Raw genomic sequence first — 18,386 nt, 5'->3', positions numbered from 1 at the left:
GTGAATAATACAGCTCGTAACGTATGTCTCGAACGCCGACCATTCACGTCAGGAGCCTTCATGACTCGCACAGCCATCGTCACCGGATCCGCCCGCGGCATCGGCGCCGCCACCGCCCGCCGGCTCGCCGCGGACGGTTTCGCGGTCGCCATCCTGGATCTCGACGAATCCGCCTGTAAGACGGTGGTCGCCGAGATCGAAGCGGCCGGCGGCAAGGCCCTCGCCGTCGGCGTGGACGTCTCCGACGAGCAGTCGGTGCAGGCGGCGGTGCAGCGGGTCGCCGACGAGCTCGGCGCCCCGACCGTGCTGGTGAACAACGCGGGCATTCTGCGCGACAACCTGCTGTTCAAGATGTCGCTGTCGGACTGGGATTCGGTGATGAACGTGCACCTGCGCGGGTCGTTCCTGATGAGCCGCGCCACCCAGAAGTACATGACCGAGGCCAAGTGGGGCCGCATCGTCAACCTGTCCAGCACCTCGGCGCTGGGCAACCGCGGCCAGGCCAACTACTCCGCGGCCAAGGCCGGTCTGCAGGGCTTCACCAAGACCCTCGCGATCGAGCTCGGCAAGTTCGGCGTCACCGTGAACGCGATCGCGCCCGGCTTCATCCAGACCGACATGACCGCCTCGACCGCCGAACGGGTAGGCGTGCCCTTCGACCAGTTCATCGAATTCTCGGCCAAGCAGATCCCGGTGCAGCGCGTCGGCCAGCCCGACGACATCGCCAACGCGGTCTCCTTCTTCGTCGGCGAGGCGGCCGGATTCGTCTCCGGTCAGGTCCTCTACGTCGCCGGCGGACCGACCAGCTGACGTCATGCGGATTTTCCAGGGAACGGCCGAGCTCGAGCAGGCGGCGGGCACGCACCTCGGTCACAGCGACTGGCACACCATCACCCAGGAGCAGGTGAACCTGTTCGCCGAGGCGACCGGTGATCACCAGTGGATTCACACCGACCCGGTCCGCGCCGCGGACGGACCGTACGGGACCACCATCGCGCACGGGTACCTGACCTTGGCGCTGCTGCCGATGCTGGTGTCGCAGGTCTACCGGGTGGACGGGCTGAAGATGGGTATCAACTACGGCTCCAACAAGGTTCGCTTCCCGGCCGCGGTGCCGGTGGGCAGCCGGGTGCGCGCCGGGGTTGAGCTGCTGGCGGTGGACCGCAAGTCTTCCGGCGCTCAAGTCTCTACCCGGGTCACCATCGAGATCGAAGACGGCGCGAAACCCGCGTGCGTCGCGGAAGCGATCGCGGTCCTGGTCGACTGAGACCCCAGGTCGTCCCGGCCGGTGCGCGCCGGGACGACCTGCGTGATTGTCCGTAGCTGACGCGCTGGCCAGATCAGCCGTATTCGGGCAGGTCCAGCCGATACGATCGGGCGCACTGGATCGGCCGACGCAGCTCCATCGACGTGCGCCGGCACCGCGCGACGAGGGACTCCCACATGAGTGACCGGATCACCGAATCAACTACCCGATTGCGCCTGGGCGTCGTCGTTGCCGTCTGTACTGCCGCGTCGGCGACCGCGCTGCTCGGTGCGCCCGGCGCGGGCGCGACCGCCACCCGGATCGGCGTCTACTACGACATCAATGTCGGCTCCGCGACGAATTTCGGCACCGGCTGTACCTATACGGTCGAAGCGCTCGTCACCGATCCGGCGGCCCCGGTCTACTTCTACGACAACGGCGTTCCGCTCAACACGGTGAATCCGACCGGTGGGGCGGCCCGGTTCAAATGGGTCCCCGCGACCACTGGCATCCACACGCTGAGCGCGATGCAGGTCCCCGATGATGTCATCACCGCCACCGTGGATATCCGCGTCGGCACCGGCCAGCACCTCGGCTACGGCTGCGTCGTCTTCGGCGGCTGAGACCGCCGCCGCGTGCAGACCGCTACCGCGGGCTCGCCGAGATGGCGTCGCGCACTGAGGTCTCCTCATTCCCGAGGAACTTCGGATCCGGTTCGGTGGCCATCTCCCACACCGCCTTGGTGGACGCGATCTGATCGCGCACCCAGCACTTGATCCAGACGCCCTCGTGCGGCTGACTGTGGTCGGCCACCGCATCGGTCTCGATCCCGGCCGACTGGCACAGCGATACCGTGCGCGGCACGCTGAAATCCTGGGTCACCACAATCGCCCGCCGCACGCCGAAGATCTTGTAGGCCCGGACGCAGGACTGGTAGGTATCGAATCCGGCGTAGTCCAGCGCGATCTTGGCCGCCGGGACGCCCTTGCCCACCAGATATCGGCGCATGGCCTCGGGCTCGTCGTAGGTTCGCCTGCCGTTGTCGCCGGTCAGCAAGAGCGCCTTGACCTTTCCGGATGCCAGCAGCTGCCGTCCGATATCCAGCCGCGCGGCCAGATACGGTGAGGGCTGTCCGTCGTCGTAGACCTGTGCCCCGAAGACGATCGCCACGTCCGTCGCCGGCACCGAATCCGCCGTGTACTCATGCCCGCTCGCTTGATACCGGACCCAGCCGACCGAAGTCAGCACGGCGAGCGCACCCACCGAGATCACGATGACCGACCAGCGCAGCAGCACGCGCGGGCGCGGACGTACCGCCGCCGCGCGTCCCAGAATCTCCCGAATCCCCACACCGACATAGTGCCCGACAGCCAGGCCAGTTGACACTTGACAAGATTCGGACACCCCGAAAGCCTGCGGCACAAGGGTGCCGCAGGCTTTCGGAATGTCGTCAGGTGCTCGGGACCAAGGCCGCGAGGGCGGCGGCCGTGGCTGGGTGCTTGTCCAGCAGAGCCGTTACCGCCGTGCCGGCCGCGGGACCGCTCGCCTGCCATGTCCTGTCATAGCCCAGCAGCGCGGCAAGTACGTCGCAGGTCGCGGGATGGGTTCGGAGCAGCTCGGTGGCCGGACCGCCGGACGTGGCGGGAAGGGCTGCGAGGGGTTTCGGAGCCGCGAGCCACGGCGGAACCCAGGACTCCAGCGCGGGCAGGGTCGCGGGGAAGGTGCGGCCCGCTTCGCGCGTGAGCGACGGGATGAGTTCGGCTGCTTGGCCTTTCAAGGTGGTGATGAGCTTGGGCAGCCAGGGCAGCAGGACCGAATCCGGCAGGCGGCCGAAGGCCTTCGACAGCACCTCCACGATGAAGGGTTTCAACGTGGGGACCGGGTCCATGGCCTGAATGAAACCGCTGAGGTACTGCGGGAAGGCCGGAACGACAAGCGGATTCGCCAGCATGTCGTCACAGCGGATGCGCAGTTCCGGCAGCGTGAGCAGGCCGAGCTGGTAGCGGGTGGCCCAGAGCAGGGCGACCTTGGCCGGCGCCTCCGGATGCGATTGCAGGACGGCCAGTTCGAGCTGGGTGTGATCACAGCCCAGCGACAGCGCCAGGTTCTCCATGCCGAAGAGGAACCCGAGCATGGCCGCGACCGGACGCACCCCGGTGTCCTCGTCGGCGAAGGCGGTGGGCAGCAGCGTGCAGTAATGCGCGTAGCCCGCCGTGACGAACTTCCCGCACCAGTCCGGCAATCCGTCCTCGGTCGACCGGAAGTAGTTGAGCAGCAGGCGGATCCGGCGCAGTACCTCTGGGGCGTCGTCGACCGAGCGTTCGGCGGCGAGCAGTTCCACCGCGCGGGCGCCGAGTTCGTCGGCCAGGCGGGTGGAACCCAGGTACAGCAGCGCGTCCTCGACGGCGGCCAGTGCCGCCGCCGCGGTGGCGTCCGGGTCGTTGACCGCGCGCCGGAGCCGCTGCTCCAGCACCTGTTCCAAGGTCACGCCCTCGTAGCCGATCTGGACCAGGGCGCGCTGATGCTTGCCGATCGCCAGGTCCCAGGATTCCTGGATCGAGCGTTCACCCAGCGTGCGAGCGCCCATGATGGGCCGGACCGCCTCGGCGGGCAGCAGCCGGCGCAGGATCCACAGCAGATCCGAGCACGGTTGCAGATGTTTGTCCGTGTGCAGGTCGAGCAGGCAGCGTTGCACGGTGCGCTTGTTCAGGTCCAGGCCCAGCGGCGCGAGCCGATCGAGCACATCCTGGGCCAGCGGCGGCAGCGCGGCATAGCCGACCTGGCCGATCCGGTCGCCGCCGAGCAGGATCTCGCAGAGCCGCCGCACGTCGCGGCGACCAGGCGTGTGGTCCTTCTCGATGCAGGTGATCGCCGCGTCCTGGAAGTCGTACGGTGTCGGGCGGGCCCGATTCCGCATGCCCGCCAGCAGAATCGAGGTCTCGTAGACCGCGATGGCATCGGCGGTGGAGGCCAGATAGCCGTTGCGGCGGGCCAGCCGGACGATGTCGACCGACCACTCCAGGAGTTCGGCCTCGTCCAGGACGTCCAGTTGCGGTGGGCTGGAGAGAAACCCGGACAGCTTGTCGGCGGAGACCGGGGCCGCGGGCAGCGGCTGCACCTTGCCGCGGCGGGCGCCGGACTTCGCGGGTTGACCGCTCAGCTGGAATGGCTTGATGCCGTTGCGCCGCAACCCCTTCGACCAGGTCGCCGCGGCGATCGAGACCGAACCGGAGGCCAGCCCGAACTGCGCTTCGATCGCGGAGTGACTGGACGGGATCAACCCGTACTGCCAGGCCGTAGCCGAACGCGGGGTGATCTCGTACGGCGCTGTCGCGGCCAGCCCGAACTGCTCGACGCGACTGGCGGCGTGGAACGCGCCGCAGATGTAGAGGCAGTTCGCCGGGTCGGCGCCGGTCGTGGCCAGGTGCTCGCGCATCCGGGTCCACATGTAGCGTTCCCGGTCCTCGTCGCGGTCCAGATCGGTGCGCCGCAGCCGGCGGAACAGGCTGCCGATCAGCACCATCACCTGGCGGTAGGTGTCGTAGTCGGCGCCCGCCAACGGCTGCTCGACGTACTGATCCCACCACTCCGACCAGTGCCGGACCTTGCCGTGATGCAGCAGATGCTGTTCCAGCTCGGCGAAATGCGGTCGCATATCGCCGATTTCGATGCCGACGGCGTCGCCGTGCAACGCGGCCTCCGCGCTGTCCTGCGGTTCGGCGGGTTCGGCGGGTTCGGCCGGCGTCCACTGGAAGACGTGGTCGGTGGACCGGTCGACCAGCACCAGCTCGACGCCGGGCGTATCCAGCGCGTAGGCGATGGCCTGATATTCCGCGGACGCCTCGGTGATCGGCGCGACCACCGACAGCGGCGCCCACTCCTTCGGCAGCCCGTCGGGCTCACCGGCCCAGGCCTGCACCGCGACCGGCAGCTTGCAGTTGCGCAGCTCGTCCAGGATCGGGCGCAGATCCTCGCACAGCTCCAAATAGATGACGCTGGGCCGCTTTTCGTGCAGCCGGCGCGCCATCGCGAGCGCGGAGGCGGGGGAGTGGTGGCACACCGGGAAGATTTCCAGCTCTTCCCGCAGCGCCCGGTCGACATCGTCGACGATGCCGGTCAGGATGTCGGCCGCGGCGCCGGGTGCACCGGCGAATTGGGTTGCGGCGGTGGTCAGCTGGTCGCGGAGCGCGGAGAACTGCGGCTCGGTCATGAGAGCCTCGCGATCGCGTCCTTGCCGCCTTCCAGGAACTGCGACCAGTCACCGGACTTCTTGCCGCGCGGTTCGACCACGCCGTGCCAGAACTTGTTGAGGATCGCCAAGTCCTCCGGCGCCCGCCGGGCCAGCGACCCGACCAGCGAACTCGCCAGGGTGTTGGCCCGCAGCGTGCTGTCGCCGAAGAACTGGCTGTGCAGGATCGCGTCCTCGAGCACGCCGATCTGCTCGGCGGTCGAGAGCGCCGACTCCAACTTCTCGTCGTCGCTGGCCGCGGCGGCGGCAGCGGCCCGCAGATCGGCGAACGAATCCAGCAGGATGTCGAGCAGCGTCGGCGGCACCTCGAGCTCGATCTGGTGCCGGCGCAGCAGCTCGGCGGTGCGGAATCGCACGATCTCGGCTTCGCTGCGCTTGTTCGTGACCACCGGGATGCGAACGAAGTTGAAGCGCCGCTTGAGCGCCGAGGACAGGTCGTTCACGCCCCGGTCGCGGCTGTTCGCCGTCGCGATGATGGAGAAACCGGGCTTGGCGAACACGATGTTGTCGTCGTCGAGTTCGGGGATGGAGACGTACTTCTCGGACAGGATCGAGATCAGTGCGTCCTGCACGTCGCTGGTGGAGCGGGTGAGCTCCTCGAAGCGCCCGATGACGCCGTTCTCCATCGCGGTCATGATGGGCGAGGGGATCATCGAGTCCCGGGACTGGCCCTTGGCGATGACCATGGAGATGTTCCACGAGTACTTGATGTGGTCCTCGGTAGTGCCGGCGGTGCCCTGCACGACGAGGGTGGAGTTGCGGCTGATCGCGGCCGCCAGGAGTTCGGCCAGCCAGCTCTTGCCGGTGCCCGGGTCGCCGATCAGCAGCAGGCCGCGGTCGGAGGCCAGGGTGACGATGCTGCGTTCGACGAAACTGCGGTCACCGAACCACTTCTGGTCGATCTCGCGGTCCAATCCGTCGGCGCGCTCGGAGCCGAGAATGAACAGCCGGACCATCTTCGGGCTCAGCCGCCAGGAGAACGGCTTGGGGCTGTCGTCGATCGATTCCAGCCAAGCCAGTTCTTCGGCGTACTTGACTTCGGCAGGGGCGCGCAAGGTGTCGGACATGTCTGAAGGCTCCTAATCGAGAAAGTTCTTGAGTTCGTGGACGAGTTTCTGGATGCGGCCCGAAAGCACCGGGGTCCCCATGGATTTGAAGCGTTCTTTGAACCAGGGGTTCACGCTCTGATGGCCGGAGCTGTTGACCGAGCCGACCGGGATGAACTTCACCCCGTTGCGGTGGATGGCCTGCATGGACTCGAACAGGGGCTGGCATTCCCATTCGTAGAAGTCCGATATCCACACCACCACGGTGTTTTTCGGGTCGGTGATCTTGGGCTGGGTCAGTGTCATCGCGACCCGCCCGTCGGTGCCGCCGCCGAGGTTGGTGCGCAGCAGCACCTCGAACGGATCGTGCACCCAGGGCGTGAGGTCGAGGGCGTTGGTGTCGTAGGCGATGAGGTGCACGTCGACCTTGGGCAGGCCGGCGAAGATCGAGGCCAGGATGGTGCAGTTGACCATGGCGTCGACCATGGAACCGGACTGGTCGACCACGACGATCATCTTCGCGGGCACCGTGCGCTTGGCGGTCTGCCGATAGAACAGGCGATCCACATACAGGCGTTCGTCGTTCGGGTTCCAGTTCGGCAGGTTCTTCCAGATGGTCCGGTCGACGTCGAGATTGCGCAGGATCCGCTTCGGCGGCACCGAACGGTCGATCGTGCCGGCGCTGGCCTGCTGTACCTGAGTGCGCAGCACCTCGGCGACCTGCTCGACGAACCGCCGGATCAGCGCCTTGGCATTGGCAAGGGCGACGCCGGAGAGGTTGGATTTGTCGCGCAGCAGCTGTTCGATCAGCGACATGCTCGGCGTGAGCTGAGCGGCCAGGCCGGAGTCGGCCAGCACCTCACGCAGCCGCATCCGGGCGACCAGATCGCCTTCCAGATCCGCGAGCACCTTGCGCATCTCGCCGTTGCCGTCGTCGTCGAGGATCCGCTTCAGCCAGCCCGCGTCGCTCTGCCATCCGGCGAGCTGCGTGGCGCTGACATTGCCGGAACCGGTGGCGAAGACGTTGAGCAGCAGCTTCGATACCAGCGCCGCACGCCGGACCTGCTGTGTGTCAACGACATTCGGTGTCTCGGGCGCTGCGGGATCGGCGTCCTCGGTGCGGACCACTGCACCCAGGGCGTCGAACTCGGTTTCCAGTTCCGGAAACCGTTGCACCACAGTGTCGATCGAGACACCGGGATCGAGCAGCGCGACCGGAAGTCCTAGCTTGCCGACCACGGCGGCACTGCCCGACTCCAGCGCCGGTTGCGGCTCGCTGTCGAAGATGCTCGCCAGCAGACGCCAGTACAGGATCTGCCGCTGTGTTTCGTAAGTGTCGTGCCCACCCGTCACGCCCCTGACGGAATCGCTTCGCGATGTAGTCATTTCCGCAGCAACCTGCCTGCTCGTTCGCGCAGCACGGCCACCGAGTCACCCGATTTGGCCTGTGCCTTGACGACTTTCGGATCGGTCGGCCCGCAGGCCCAGTCGCCGCCGTGCAGCTCGGTGACCGCGCCCTTGATCGTCTTGCGCACCGCGAGCGGGCGCAGGTTCCAGCTGCCCGCCTCCCAGCGCAGCAGGCCGATGCAGGCCGAGGAGCCGGTGAACGACGTCGGGGTGAGCGGACCGCAGCTGGGCAGCTGATCCAGTGCCAGCGGGAGCCGATGGTCGCCGAGCTCGATGGCGCCGTCCTTGACTCGGTAGCCCTCCAGCAGGACCGGTTCGGCGAAGTGCACCGGATCGCGGTCCAGTGGCGGCGCGGCGGACCCGGTGGCCGTGGCGAGTTGAATCCGCGCGCTGGCGAAGGGATCTGCCGGTGCGCCCAGCGCGGCGCGATCGTCGTGCCAGAGCAGGTCGCCGCTCGCGGTGAGCGGCATATCCGTCAGGTCGAGGCTGCGGTGTTCGGCCAGCGCCTTCAGGAGGATCGGGTGAGTGGTGAGCACCTGCCAGACCGCGGGGCCGACAATCGTGTCGACCTTGGCGGCGGAGACGCTCGCCCGGACGCGGCGAGTGGTGCCGTCGGAGCCTTCGAGCACGCCGTAGACCTGTGCCTGTACCGCGGTGCCGTGCTCGTGCACGTCCACGCCGAGAAGCAGCAGGCGGCCGGAAAGCGTTGCGGCTGCGGCGGACTCGTCGCCGCGCCAGGACAGCAGCAGCGCCCGTGACCACAGGTCGGCCCAGCGCTTGGCGGGCACCCGATCCATCGTGGCGACCGGAGACGACGCGCCGAGCTCCGCGGCGAGCCCGTCCAGCAGCACCGCGAGGCGGCGCAGACCGGGCTCGGCCCACAGGGCCTCCACCGTCTGGTCGGATGCGGCGACCAGGTCGTGGTCGACGCCGCGCCAGCCGGTGATCGCCAGCTCCTGCAGCCAGGACCGGCAGCCCGCGACGAGATTTCCGGGCGTGGCGGTCGAAACCCCCGGTACCCATTCGGCTCTGGAACGGCCGAGCGCGGTATCGAACCGCTCGGCCAGTGCGTCGTGTACCGCCCCGAGTAGTGCGGCGCGGGCGGCGGCGAGCGCCGAGAGATCGTCCGGGCCGATCGAGCCGGTGCTCAGCTTGGCGACGGCATCGGCGACGGGCGCGCCCAGCGGCGTACCGCCGACGGCGCCGGCCAGCGCGGCCAAGGCCGCGGCCTGCTCGTCACCGATCCGGGCGAACCCATGCACCAAAGCGTCGTCGAACCCGGCGAGCACCGCGAGCGCGTCGGTGACCCCGGCGGGCTCGTCCAGCAGCTGGGCTAGTTGTGCGGGAAGCATCAGCGCCGCACCCCCGTGGCCGGAAACCACTGCATCTCCGGGATCGGCGCGGAGCTGCCCGGCAGTTCCAGATAGGCCAGGTGGCGCAGGAACCGGCTGAACACGGCCGCCGCCGGGGCGGGCTCGCGGCTGCCCCGCAGCGCCCCCGTCAGCTCGCGTGCGTCGATGGCCTCCACCCGCAGGAACCCGGCCACCCGCTCCACTCCGTACTGCAGGACCGCTTCAGTCAACAGCGCGTCGATGTGTTTGCACTGCCAGCCGTTGTTCAGTCCGCCGCAGGGCCGGTTGTTGTTGGTACTGCAACTCAGCCCATGCGTCTTGGCCGAGACCGAGGACACGTAGACCCGTGCGATATCGGAGCCGCTGGACACCACGCCTTGCAGCCGGCCGTCGGCCATTTCGACGAAAGGAACCTTCGCCAGCTTGCGGGGCGCGACGGTGGGCAACACTCGCACCACCGACGCTCGCTCCCATTCAGAGCTCTCCATCGCCTTCCCTCCCGTTGCTTGTCATGGTGATCAATTTACGCGAGGGCACCGACAAGTTTCGCTCCGTGGAAACGTCTACCTATCTGGTCGTTTGGGTTGCCCGACAGGGGAATTCGAGTTGTCGGAGGGTGCTGCTACGGTCCGCGCGGGGAGCGCCGCGCGAGCACTCGGCCGCGTGCCGATCGGGTGCACCTCCCGCGCCTACGCGCCGATCTCAGACAACTTCAGGCAAATACTGCGCGTCGGCGGCTTCCAGGCCGCCGGGGCGTGCTATCGAGGACGGATGACCCCGACGCGCTCCTCCTACGATGTCGTGATCGTCGGCGGCGGCCACAACGGCCTTGTCGCCGCCGCCTATCTGGCGCAAGCCGGACGATCGGTGCTGGTCCTGGAAAAGGAGCCGGACACCGGCGGCGCGGCGGTCTCGGCGCGGATGTTCCCCGGCATCGATGCCCGGGTGTCGCGCTACTCCTATCTGGTGAGTCTGCTTCCGCCCCAGATCATTCGGGACCTCGGGCTGCGCTTCGAGGCGCGCCGGCGGCGGATTTCGTCCTACACGCCGGTGGGTTCCGGCGGCCTACTGGTCGACACCGGCTCCGCGGACCGCACCCGGGACAGCTTTGCCCGGCTCACCGGTTCGGACCGGGATTACCAAGCGTGGCAGGGCTTTTACGCAGGAACCGCCCGGCTGGCGGAGCGCGTGTTCCCGACCCTGACGCAGCCGCTGCCCGCGCGCGCCGAACTGGCCGAGCTCATCGACGACCAGGCCATGTGGGAGGCGATCTTCGAGCGGCCGCTCGGTGAGACCATCGAGGCGACCTTCGCCGACGACACTGTGCGCGGCATCGTCCTGACCGACGCGTTGATCGGAACCTTCACCCACGCCCACGATCCCGCCCTGCTCCAGAATCGCTGCTTCCTCTACCACGTGATCGGCGGCGGCACGGGTGACTGGGATGTGCCGGTCGGCGGCATGGGCGCGCTCACCGATGCCCTGGCGACCGCGGCGCGGGCAGCGGGGGCCGAGATCGTCACCGGCTGTGCGGTCACCGCGATCGAAACCGACGGCAGCGCGACCGAAGTCCAGCACGAGCAGGGGTCCACCGGCGCGGGCCACGTCCTGGTGAATGCCGCCCCGTATGAGCTGAGCCGCCTGCTCGGCGCGGCCGCGCCGGTGAAACCCGAAGGCGCGCAACTGAAACTGAACATGGTGCTGAGTCGCCTGCCCCGATTGCTGGACACCGCCGTGGATCCGCGCGACGCGTTCGCCGGAACCTTTCACATCGCCGAGTCCTACCGTCAACTGGAACAGGCTTACCAAGACGCGGCAGCCGGGCGGGTGCCAGCGGCACCGCCCTCCGAAATCTATTGCCACACGCTGACCGACCCGTCGATCCTGTCTCCGGCGGCCGCCGCGGCGGGCCTGCACACCCTCACCCTGTTCGGATTGCACACCCCCGCAAGGTTGTTCAGTGCCGACCCTGCCCGGGCCAAAGACGAACTGGTGAAAGCAACTCTCGCGCAACTGGATACGGTGCTGGCCGAACCCATCGCCGACTGCCTGGCCCTCGACGCCACCGGCAAACCCTGCCTGGAGGCCAAATCCCCGCTCGATCTGGAACGTGACATCGGCCTGCCCGGCGGCCACATCTTCCACCGTGATCTCGCCTTCCCCTACCGCGACGACGATCCGGCCGATCCCGCCACCCGATGGGGTGTGGGGACCGGCCGGAAGACCGTATTCCTTTGTGGTGCAGGGGCAGTGCGCGGCGGTGGCGTCAGCGGGATCGGCGGCCACAATGCCGCCATGGCGGTGCTGGAGTCCTAGACCACGGCGGTCCGGGCCACCGGACGACCGGTCCGCAGGTAGCCGCCGAGCAGGGCGCTCGGCAGGGCCAGCACGACCAGGCTCAGGGCGTAGTAGTGCGGCCCGATATCCATGTTGTAGGTGGCCACGGCGCCGAGCGCGGAGAAGGCCGTGCCGATGCCGCCCAAGATCACCGCGTGCTTCATCGGGCGCCGGGGCGCCAGCGCGGCGGTGAGATAGGCGCCGAGGACGTTGAAGACGGTGCGGTAGCCGATCACCGTAAGGACCAGCGGCACACTGACATACAGATGATCCTGGGGCAGGACGCCCGCGGCCTTCAGCGCCGCGTCGGTGGCGACGGACGCGATGCTCGCGGCGGCGAGTCCGGCGACGACGGCTCCGGTGCTCTTGATGATGCTCATGATGTTCTCCTTCAGGTTTCGGCCCGCTTGTCCGGGGCTGTTGCCTGTAGGTCGGAGCCGATCACGCCCGCTCGACATACTTCGCAGAACTTTTTCCGAGATTTTCCGGCAACTGGGACTCGGATCGCCCACAGTCCGCGAAACCCGCTCCGGCGGGGCACCGATCGGCAGTACAGTCACCGCGACGCAACCGTTCCTTTCGTTCAGGAGCCTCCATGGCGAACAAGCGCAAAGACCTAATTCGCACCGATATTCCGCATTCGGCTCGGATCTGGAACTACTGGCTGGGCGGCCGCGACAACTACGAGGTCGATCGCGCCGTGGGGGAGTCCTCGGTGCAGGGGTACCCGGATATCAAGACCATGGCCATCCAGTCCCGCCAGTTCCTGATCCGGTCCGTCAAGTTCCTGGCCGCCGAGGCCGGCATCCGGCAGTTCATCGATATCGGCACCGGCCTGCCGACCATGGAGAACACGCACGAGGTGGCCCAGAAGGCCGCGCCCTCGTCGAAGATCGTCTACGTCGACAACGATCCGCTCGTGCTGGCGCACGCCCGGGCCCTGCTGGTCAACACCACCGACGAAGGCGTGACCACCTACGTGGAAGCCGACTTCAACGAGCCGGAGTCGATCATCGCCGACGCCCGCAACGTGCTGAACTTCACGGAGCCGATCGGCGTCCTGTTCATGGGCGTGCTCGGGCACGCACCCACCACCGAGGACGCGCGCCGCATCATCCGGACCATGATGGACGCCGTCGTGCCCGGCAGCTACCTCGCGCACAACGACGGCACCGACGATGACGAAGGCTATGTCCGGCTCTGCCACAACTACGCGAAAACCGGTGGCGTGCCCTACAATCCGCGCCCGCACAAGGTGATCGAAACCTATTACGACGGGCTCGAGGTGGTCGAACCGGGAATCGTCCCGCTGAACTACTGGCGCACCGACGAGGAGGAGCAGGGGATCCGGCCCGGCTCGGTCTGGGGCGGCGTCGGCCGGAAGCCATAACCCTGCACAGAATCTCCACGTTCGCGCCCGCCGATCTGCACAGCCGCTTTCTAGGGTTCGCCTATGAGCACAGTGCAGGCCGGCGTCGGTCATTCCAGCGATTTCACGCGCTGGACAAGTGAGTTCGAAGCGAAGGTGACCGCGCGCGCCGCCGCGGGTGATCCGGATTGGTCGCGCGGGGCCCGGCTGGAACCGGCCGTGGTGCGCAGCGTGCAGCGTTTCCAGGTGGGGGAGAGCGGCGACGGCGCGAATCTGATCGGGAAAGCCGATCGCGCCGGAGATCCGGAATATTCGGCCGCCGTGCGGCTGTTCATCGCCGAGGAACGCAATCACGCACGCATGCTCGGGCTGTTGCTGGAGGCCGCGGGGCAGCCGACCATATCCGGGCACTGGACCGACGCGGTGTTCGTGCGATTGCGGCGAGCGCTGGGATTGCGGGTCGAGCTGATGGTTTTGATGCTCGCGGAAGTTGTTGCGCTGCGGTATTACCGTGCCTTGCGGGACGGTTGTGGCGATCCCCTGACCACCCAGGTCGCCGGGCTCATCCTCGCCGACGAACAGCGGCATGTGCCCTTTCACTGCCAGCGGTTGCGGGTGGCGTTCGCCGCGACTTCCCGTCCGGCACGGCTTTTCGCCGTAGCCGTGTGGTGGTCGCTGATCCTCGGTGTGGCGGTGGTCGTGGCCGCCGATCACGGTGCGGCGCTGCGGCAATTCGGTCTCGGGCGGACCGATTTCATGCGCGGCGTGTTCGGGCTTTTCGCCGTGATCGTGCCCTCCGCGATACCGCTGCGCTGACCGCCCGGATTGCCGGATTAGGAAAACGTTCGGTCGCTAGATATTCTTTTGGGATCGTTACCATTCGGTAGCACAGTATCGATGCAGTGAGCGGGAAAGAGCGAGATGAATTTTCGGCGGATCGTAGCCGGCGGGGGAACACAGCGGATCCAGATCAAGTTCTGCTATCGCCTCCGGGTTGCGGAGTCCGAAAAGGCGGCCCTGGAAAGGGTTCTCGGCGCCCGTCAGAGCAGTTCGCTCTAAGACCCGTACGGAATCGGCAGCACGAAGCTGTGCCTCAGCCGCTGCGCCCGCCGATGCGCCGGGTCAGTTGGATTGCGGTGGAACGTACTTCGGCCGCCAAGGTGGACCAGTCGGCGCGGCAGGGGGTCTCGTCGCAATGGTGACGCAGGGTGACGCTGATGCTGGCGATCGGATAGTGGGCGTGGTCGAAAACGGGGTGGGCGACCGACGCGAAGCCAGGGGTGACGTGGCCGTCCTCGCAGGCCCACCCACGCCGCCGTTCGGCGGCGAGTAAGGAGCGTAGCGCGGCGAGGGTGGTCGGGCCGCGCTCGGTGCGATGGACAAAAGCGCCGGCGGACGGAAACAGCGCCCGGACATGTGCGGCCGGAAGATGCGCGAGGATGGCGCGACCGGAGGCGGTCAGGTGCGCCGGAAGTCGCACGCCGACATCGGTCACCAAGGTTTCGGGCCGCCGCGGCTGCTCTTTAATCAGATACAGCAGCTCATTGCCGTGCAGAACACCCAGATGGGCGTTGTGACCGACACGCTCCACCAGTTCCCGCAGTAACGGGCCGGCGAGGCGTTCGAGCGGGTCGTGCCGCAGATACGCCGAGCCGAGTTCGAAGGCGGCTATGCCGAGTCCGTAACGCCGTTCGTCCGGCAGATGGGTGACGAACCGGGCCTGTTCGAGTTCGGCGAGCAGATGATATGTCGTCGACCGGGGCAATTCGAGTTCACGCGCGATGGTCGCGGCCGAGACAGGCCCGGCGCGAGTCGCCAGCAACTGCAGCACGGCGAGCCCACGGCGTAAGGCCGGTATATCGCTCACGAGTGCGTCACGCAGCCACTCGGCCATGCCGAGAACGACACGATGGCCGCGTCTTCGGCTCGTTCGTCGGTGGGTTCTGGTGCCGTGCCGGTCCAGCACTCGGTTCCGGCATGAGCGGCGGCCAGGGCTCTTCTTCGGCTTGTTCGCGCATGTGGTTCCTCGATCTGTCTGAAATACCAGACTGTATCCGGCGTGGCCTCATTCTGCCTGGGCCGTCGCGGTTGTGGAATGGGAGCTATGCCGGATACCGCACAGGTCGAATTGGATGGGCCGCTGTCGAGGGAGTGGATTGTCGCTGTCGCGCGGGGAGCGGCGACGGTGCGCTTGAGCGCGGCGGCGGAGAAACGGTTGAGCAGTGCGCGCGAGCACGTCGACGCGCTCGCGGTCGGCAGTGTGCCGACCTATGGGGTGTCGACCGGCTTCGGGGCGCTGGCGACGCGGCATATTCCGCCGGAGAGCCGGGCGGCGCTCCAGCGTTCGCTGATTCGCTCGCATGCGGCGGGCGCCGGACCGGCGGTCGAGCGTGAGGTGGTGCGGGCGCTGATGCTGTTGCGCCTGCGGACGCTGGCGACCGGGCATACGGGGGTGCGGCCGGAGACCGCGCACACCCTGGCGGCGCTGTTGAACGCGGGGATCGCGCCGGTGGTGCCGGAATACGGGTCGCTGGGCTGCTCCGGGGATCTGGCCCCGCTGGCGGCGATCGGGCTGGCGCTGATGGGTGAGGGCGAGGTCGTCGACGCCGGAGGGGTGCTGCGTCCGGCGTCGGAGGCATTGCGTGCCAGTGGAATCGAGCCGGTAGTGCTCGCGGAGAAGGAAGGGCTGGCGCTCACCAACGGCACCGACGGCATGCTCGGCATGCTGGTGCTCGCCCTCGAAGACCTGCACCGGTTGCTCGACGTCGCCGACATCACCGCGGCGATGAGCGTGGAGGCGCTGCTCGGCACCGATCGGGTCTTCGCGGCGGATCTGCAAGCGCTGCGTCCGCATCCGGGGCAGGCGCGGTCGGCGGCACGGATGCGGGCCGCGCTCGCGGACTCGGAGATCGTGGCGAGTCATCGTGGGCCGGACTGTAATCGGGTGCAGGACGCCTACTCGCTGCGTTGCGCACCCCAGGTGCACGGTGCGGCCCGCGATACCGTCGCGCACGCCGAAACCGTGGCCGATCGCGAATTGGCCTCCGCCGTCGACAATCCCGTCGTCCTGGGCGACGGCCGGCTGGAATCGAACGGCAACTTTCACGGCGCGCCGGTGGCGTATGTGCTGGATTTCCTGGCCATTCCGATCGCCGACGTGGCCAGCATGGCCGAACGGCGCACCGACCGGATGCTGGATACCGCACGCTCGCACGGTCTTCCGGCGTTCCTGGCCGCCGACCCCGGCGTCGACTCCGGGCACATGATCGCTCAGTACACCCAGGCCGGGGTGGTCAGCGAGCTGAAACGACTCGCGGTGCCCGCCTCGGTGGATTCGATCCCGAGCAGTGCGATGCAGGAGGATCATGTATCGATGGGCTGGTCGGCGGCACGCAAACTGCGCAAAGCGGTGGACGGTCTCACCACAGTGCTGGCCATCGAATACCTCACAGCCGCGAGGGCTTTGGATCTGCGTGCGCCGCTGCGGCCCGGGCCGGCCACCTCGGCCGCGCTCGCCCTGCTGCGCACCGAGGTCCCAGGCCCCGGCCCCGACCGCCACCTGGCGCCGGAAATCGCCGCCGCCGAGCAGCTCATCCGCTCCGGTGCGCTCGACGACGCCGTAGCCGCGCACTTGCGCATCGATTAGGAGCGTGCGGCTGGACCCAGGACTTCGGCGGAGGGCCGGACTCCGCCGAGAACGGAGGAACTCATGACTCGGACGGTGAAAGCGGCGCGCGGAACGGCGTTGACGGCCAAGAACTGGCAGACCGAAGCGGCGATCCGGATGCTGCACAACAACCTGGATCCGGAAGTCGCCGAACGGCCGCAGGACCTGGTCGTCTACGGCGGCACCGGGAAAGCGGCGCGGGATTGGGCCAGCTTCGACGCCATCACCCGAACCCTGACCACGCTCGAACTCGACGAGACACTGCTCGTGCAGTCCGGGAAACCGGTGGGGGTATTCCGGACACACGAGTGGGCGCCGCGGGTGTTGATCGCGAACTCGAATCTGGTGGGGGACTGGGCGACCTGGCCGGAATTCCGCCGCCTCGAAGCGCTCGGGTTGACCATGTACGGGCAGATGACGGCGGGTTCCTGGATCTATATCGGTACCCAGGGGATCCTGCAAGGCACCTACGAGACCTTCGCCGCGATCGCCGACAAGCGTTTCGGCGGAACGCTGTCCGGGACTCTGACCCTCACCGCGGGGCTCGGTGGTATGGGCGGGGCGCAGCCGCTGGCGATCACGATGAACGGGGGCGTGGCGCTGGTCGTCGAATGCGATCCGGCGCGCGCCCGGCGGCGGGTGGCCGACCGCTACCTCGACGAGATCGCCGGCGACTTCGACGACGCGGTCCGCCGCGTCACCGCCGCCCGGTCCGCGCGAAAAGCGTTGTCGGTCGGGCTGATCGGCAATGCGTGCGAACTGATCCCACAGTTGCTGGCCGCTGGGCTGGCAGCCGACATCGTCACTGACCAAACCTCCGCGCACGACCCGCTGTCCTACCTCCCGCGCGGCGTCGAGGTCGGGGACTGGTCGGACTACGCGTCCAAGAAGCCCGACGAATTCACCGACCGTGCGCGAGAATCCATGGCCGAGCACGTCGAAGGCATGCTCGGCTTCCTCGACCGCGGCGCCGAAGTCTTCGACTACGGCAACTCCTTACGCGGCGAAGCGAAACTCGGCGGTTGCGAACGCGCCTTCGACTATCCGGGATTCGTCCCCGCCTACCTCCGCCCGTTGTTCTGCGAAGGGAAGGGCCCCTTCCGCTGGGCCGCCCTCTCCGGTGATCCCCGCGACATCGCCGCCACCGACCGCGCCCTGCTCGACCTGTTCCCGGACAACGAATCCCTGCAACGCTGGCTCCGCCTCGCCGCCGAACGCGTTGCCTACCAGGGCCTCCCGGCCCGCATCTGCTGGCTCGGCTACGGCGAACGCCACCTTGCGGGCCTTCGCTTCAACGACATGGTCGCCGCCGGCGAACTCAGCGCCCCCGTCGTCATCGGCCGCGACCACCTCGACTCGGGCAGCGTCGCCTCCCCCTATCGCGAAACCGAGTCCATGGCAGACGGCTCCGACGCCATCGCCGACTGGCCGCTCCTCAACGCCCTCCTCAACACCGCCTCCGGCGCCACCTGGGTCTCCCTGCACCACGGCGGCGGCGTCGGCATGGGCCGCTCGATCCACGCCGGCCAGGTCTGCGTAGCCGACGGCACCCCGCTCGCCGCCGAGAAGATCGCACGCGTCCTCACCAATGACCCCGGCACCGGCGTCATGCGCCACGTAGACGCGGGGTACGAACGCGCCGCCACGGTCGCCGCCGAGCGTGGAGTGCGCATTCCGATGCGGGAGGGGGAGTGATGGACACGGCAGTGCGGG

General features: G+C 68.0%; 16 protein-coding genes. 8 read left to right on the top strand and 8 right to left on the bottom strand.

From position 1 onward, the window contains the following. Window positions 1-60: 60 nt before the first annotated feature. The 3 genes from fabG (at window position 61) to AB0M14_RS27275 (ending at window position 1,869) form a co-directional block, all read left to right on the top strand. Window positions 61-810: a 3-oxoacyl-ACP reductase FabG gene (fabG, locus tag AB0M14_RS27285; protein WP_364999679.1), complete on the top strand. Its 750-nt coding sequence runs from the start codon at window positions 61-63 to the stop codon at window positions 808-810. Between the two features lie 4 nt (window positions 811-814). Continuing rightward, the gene (locus AB0M14_RS27280) at window positions 815-1,267 is read left to right on the top strand and encodes a MaoC family dehydratase (protein WP_364999677.1); all 453 of its coding nucleotides are present in this window, start codon (window positions 815-817) and stop codon (window positions 1,265-1,267) included. Between the two features lie 176 nt (window positions 1,268-1,443). After that, the gene (locus AB0M14_RS27275) at window positions 1,444-1,869 is read left to right on the top strand and encodes a hypothetical protein (RefSeq protein WP_364999676.1); all 426 of its coding nucleotides are present in this window, start codon (window positions 1,444-1,446) and stop codon (window positions 1,867-1,869) included. Between the two features lie 22 nt (window positions 1,870-1,891). Here AB0M14_RS27275 and AB0M14_RS27270 read toward each other — a convergent pair whose 3' ends face one another. From AB0M14_RS27270 to AB0M14_RS27245, 6 genes are all read right to left on the bottom strand, one after another. Continuing rightward, window positions 1,892-2,596, bottom strand: a complete 705-nt coding sequence (locus tag AB0M14_RS27270) for an ElyC/SanA/YdcF family protein (RefSeq protein WP_364999674.1) — start codon at window positions 2,594-2,596, stop codon at window positions 1,892-1,894. Window positions 2,597-2,696: 100 nt separating this feature from the next. After that, window positions 2,697-5,456 (bottom strand): DUF5682 family protein, encoded by a 2,760-nt coding sequence (locus AB0M14_RS27265; protein ID WP_364999672.1) that lies wholly within the window; start codon window positions 5,454-5,456, stop codon window positions 2,697-2,699. Then, the gene (locus AB0M14_RS27260; RefSeq protein ID WP_364999670.1) at window positions 5,453-6,562 is read right to left on the bottom strand and encodes an AAA family ATPase; all 1,110 of its coding nucleotides are present in this window, start codon (window positions 6,560-6,562) and stop codon (window positions 5,453-5,455) included. The genes AB0M14_RS27265 and AB0M14_RS27260 overlap by 4 nt, the downstream gene beginning before the upstream one ends. Before the next feature lie 12 nt (window positions 6,563-6,574). After that, entirely contained in the window at window positions 6,575-7,894 is a 1,320-nt protein-coding gene (locus AB0M14_RS27255; RefSeq protein ID WP_364999669.1) for a VWA domain-containing protein, read from the bottom strand. Window positions 7,895-7,923: 29 nt separating this feature from the next. Then, window positions 7,924-9,300: a hypothetical protein gene (locus tag AB0M14_RS27250; RefSeq protein WP_364999667.1), complete on the bottom strand. Its 1,377-nt coding sequence runs from the start codon at window positions 9,298-9,300 to the stop codon at window positions 7,924-7,926. Next, complete coding sequence (locus AB0M14_RS27245) at window positions 9,300-9,788, bottom strand: hypothetical protein (protein WP_364999666.1); 489 nt, start codon at window positions 9,786-9,788, stop codon at window positions 9,300-9,302. Before AB0M14_RS27245 ends, AB0M14_RS27250 begins: the two co-directional genes overlap by 1 nt. 283 nt (window positions 9,789-10,071) lie before the next feature. On the opposite strand from AB0M14_RS27245, the gene AB0M14_RS27240 reads away from it, so the two are divergent. Continuing rightward, window positions 10,072-11,616, top strand: coding sequence for an NAD(P)/FAD-dependent oxidoreductase (locus tag AB0M14_RS27240; protein WP_364999664.1), 1,545 nt, complete (start codon window positions 10,072-10,074; stop codon window positions 11,614-11,616). Here AB0M14_RS27240 and AB0M14_RS27235 read toward each other — a convergent pair. Further along, complete coding sequence (locus AB0M14_RS27235; protein WP_364999663.1) at window positions 11,613-12,017, bottom strand: hypothetical protein; 405 nt, start codon at window positions 12,015-12,017, stop codon at window positions 11,613-11,615. The genes AB0M14_RS27240 and AB0M14_RS27235 overlap by 4 nt on opposite strands. A 215-nt stretch (window positions 12,018-12,232) precedes the next feature. On the opposite strand from AB0M14_RS27235, the gene AB0M14_RS27230 reads away from it, so the two are divergent. Continuing rightward, window positions 12,233-13,027 carry an SAM-dependent methyltransferase gene (locus tag AB0M14_RS27230; RefSeq protein WP_364999661.1) on the top strand — a complete coding sequence of 265 codons (795 nt, stop codon included), beginning with the start codon at window positions 12,233-12,235 and terminating at the stop codon, window positions 13,025-13,027. A gap of 63 nt (window positions 13,028-13,090) precedes the next feature. Then, a complete protein-coding gene (locus AB0M14_RS27225) occupies window positions 13,091-13,822 on the top strand; it encodes a ferritin-like domain-containing protein (RefSeq protein WP_364999659.1) in 732 nt (243 codons plus the stop codon). 277 nt (window positions 13,823-14,099) lie between these two features. On the opposite strand, the gene AB0M14_RS27220 is transcribed toward AB0M14_RS27225, so the two are convergent. Continuing rightward, a complete protein-coding gene (locus AB0M14_RS27220) occupies window positions 14,100-14,900 on the bottom strand; it encodes an IclR family transcriptional regulator (protein ID WP_364999657.1) in 801 nt (266 codons plus the stop codon). Between the two features lie 201 nt (window positions 14,901-15,101). Between AB0M14_RS27220 and hutH the strand changes: the two genes are divergently transcribed. Beyond that, window positions 15,102-16,652 carry a histidine ammonia-lyase gene (hutH, locus tag AB0M14_RS27215; RefSeq protein ID WP_364999655.1) on the top strand — a complete coding sequence of 517 codons (1,551 nt, stop codon included), beginning with the start codon at window positions 15,102-15,104 and terminating at the stop codon, window positions 16,650-16,652. 63 nt (window positions 16,653-16,715) lie between these two features. Beyond that, a complete protein-coding gene (hutU, locus tag AB0M14_RS27210) occupies window positions 16,716-18,368 on the top strand; it encodes a urocanate hydratase (protein WP_364999653.1) in 1,653 nt (550 codons plus the stop codon). The last annotated feature ends 18 nt before the right edge of the window (window positions 18,369-18,386 follow it).

Source organism: Nocardia sp. NPDC051832 (assembly GCF_040681285.1).
Taxonomy (GTDB): domain Bacteria; phylum Actinomycetota; class Actinomycetes; order Mycobacteriales; family Mycobacteriaceae; genus Nocardia.
The sequence above is the reverse complement of the archived record's forward strand: the minus strand, read 5'-3'. Positions and strand labels throughout refer to the sequence as shown.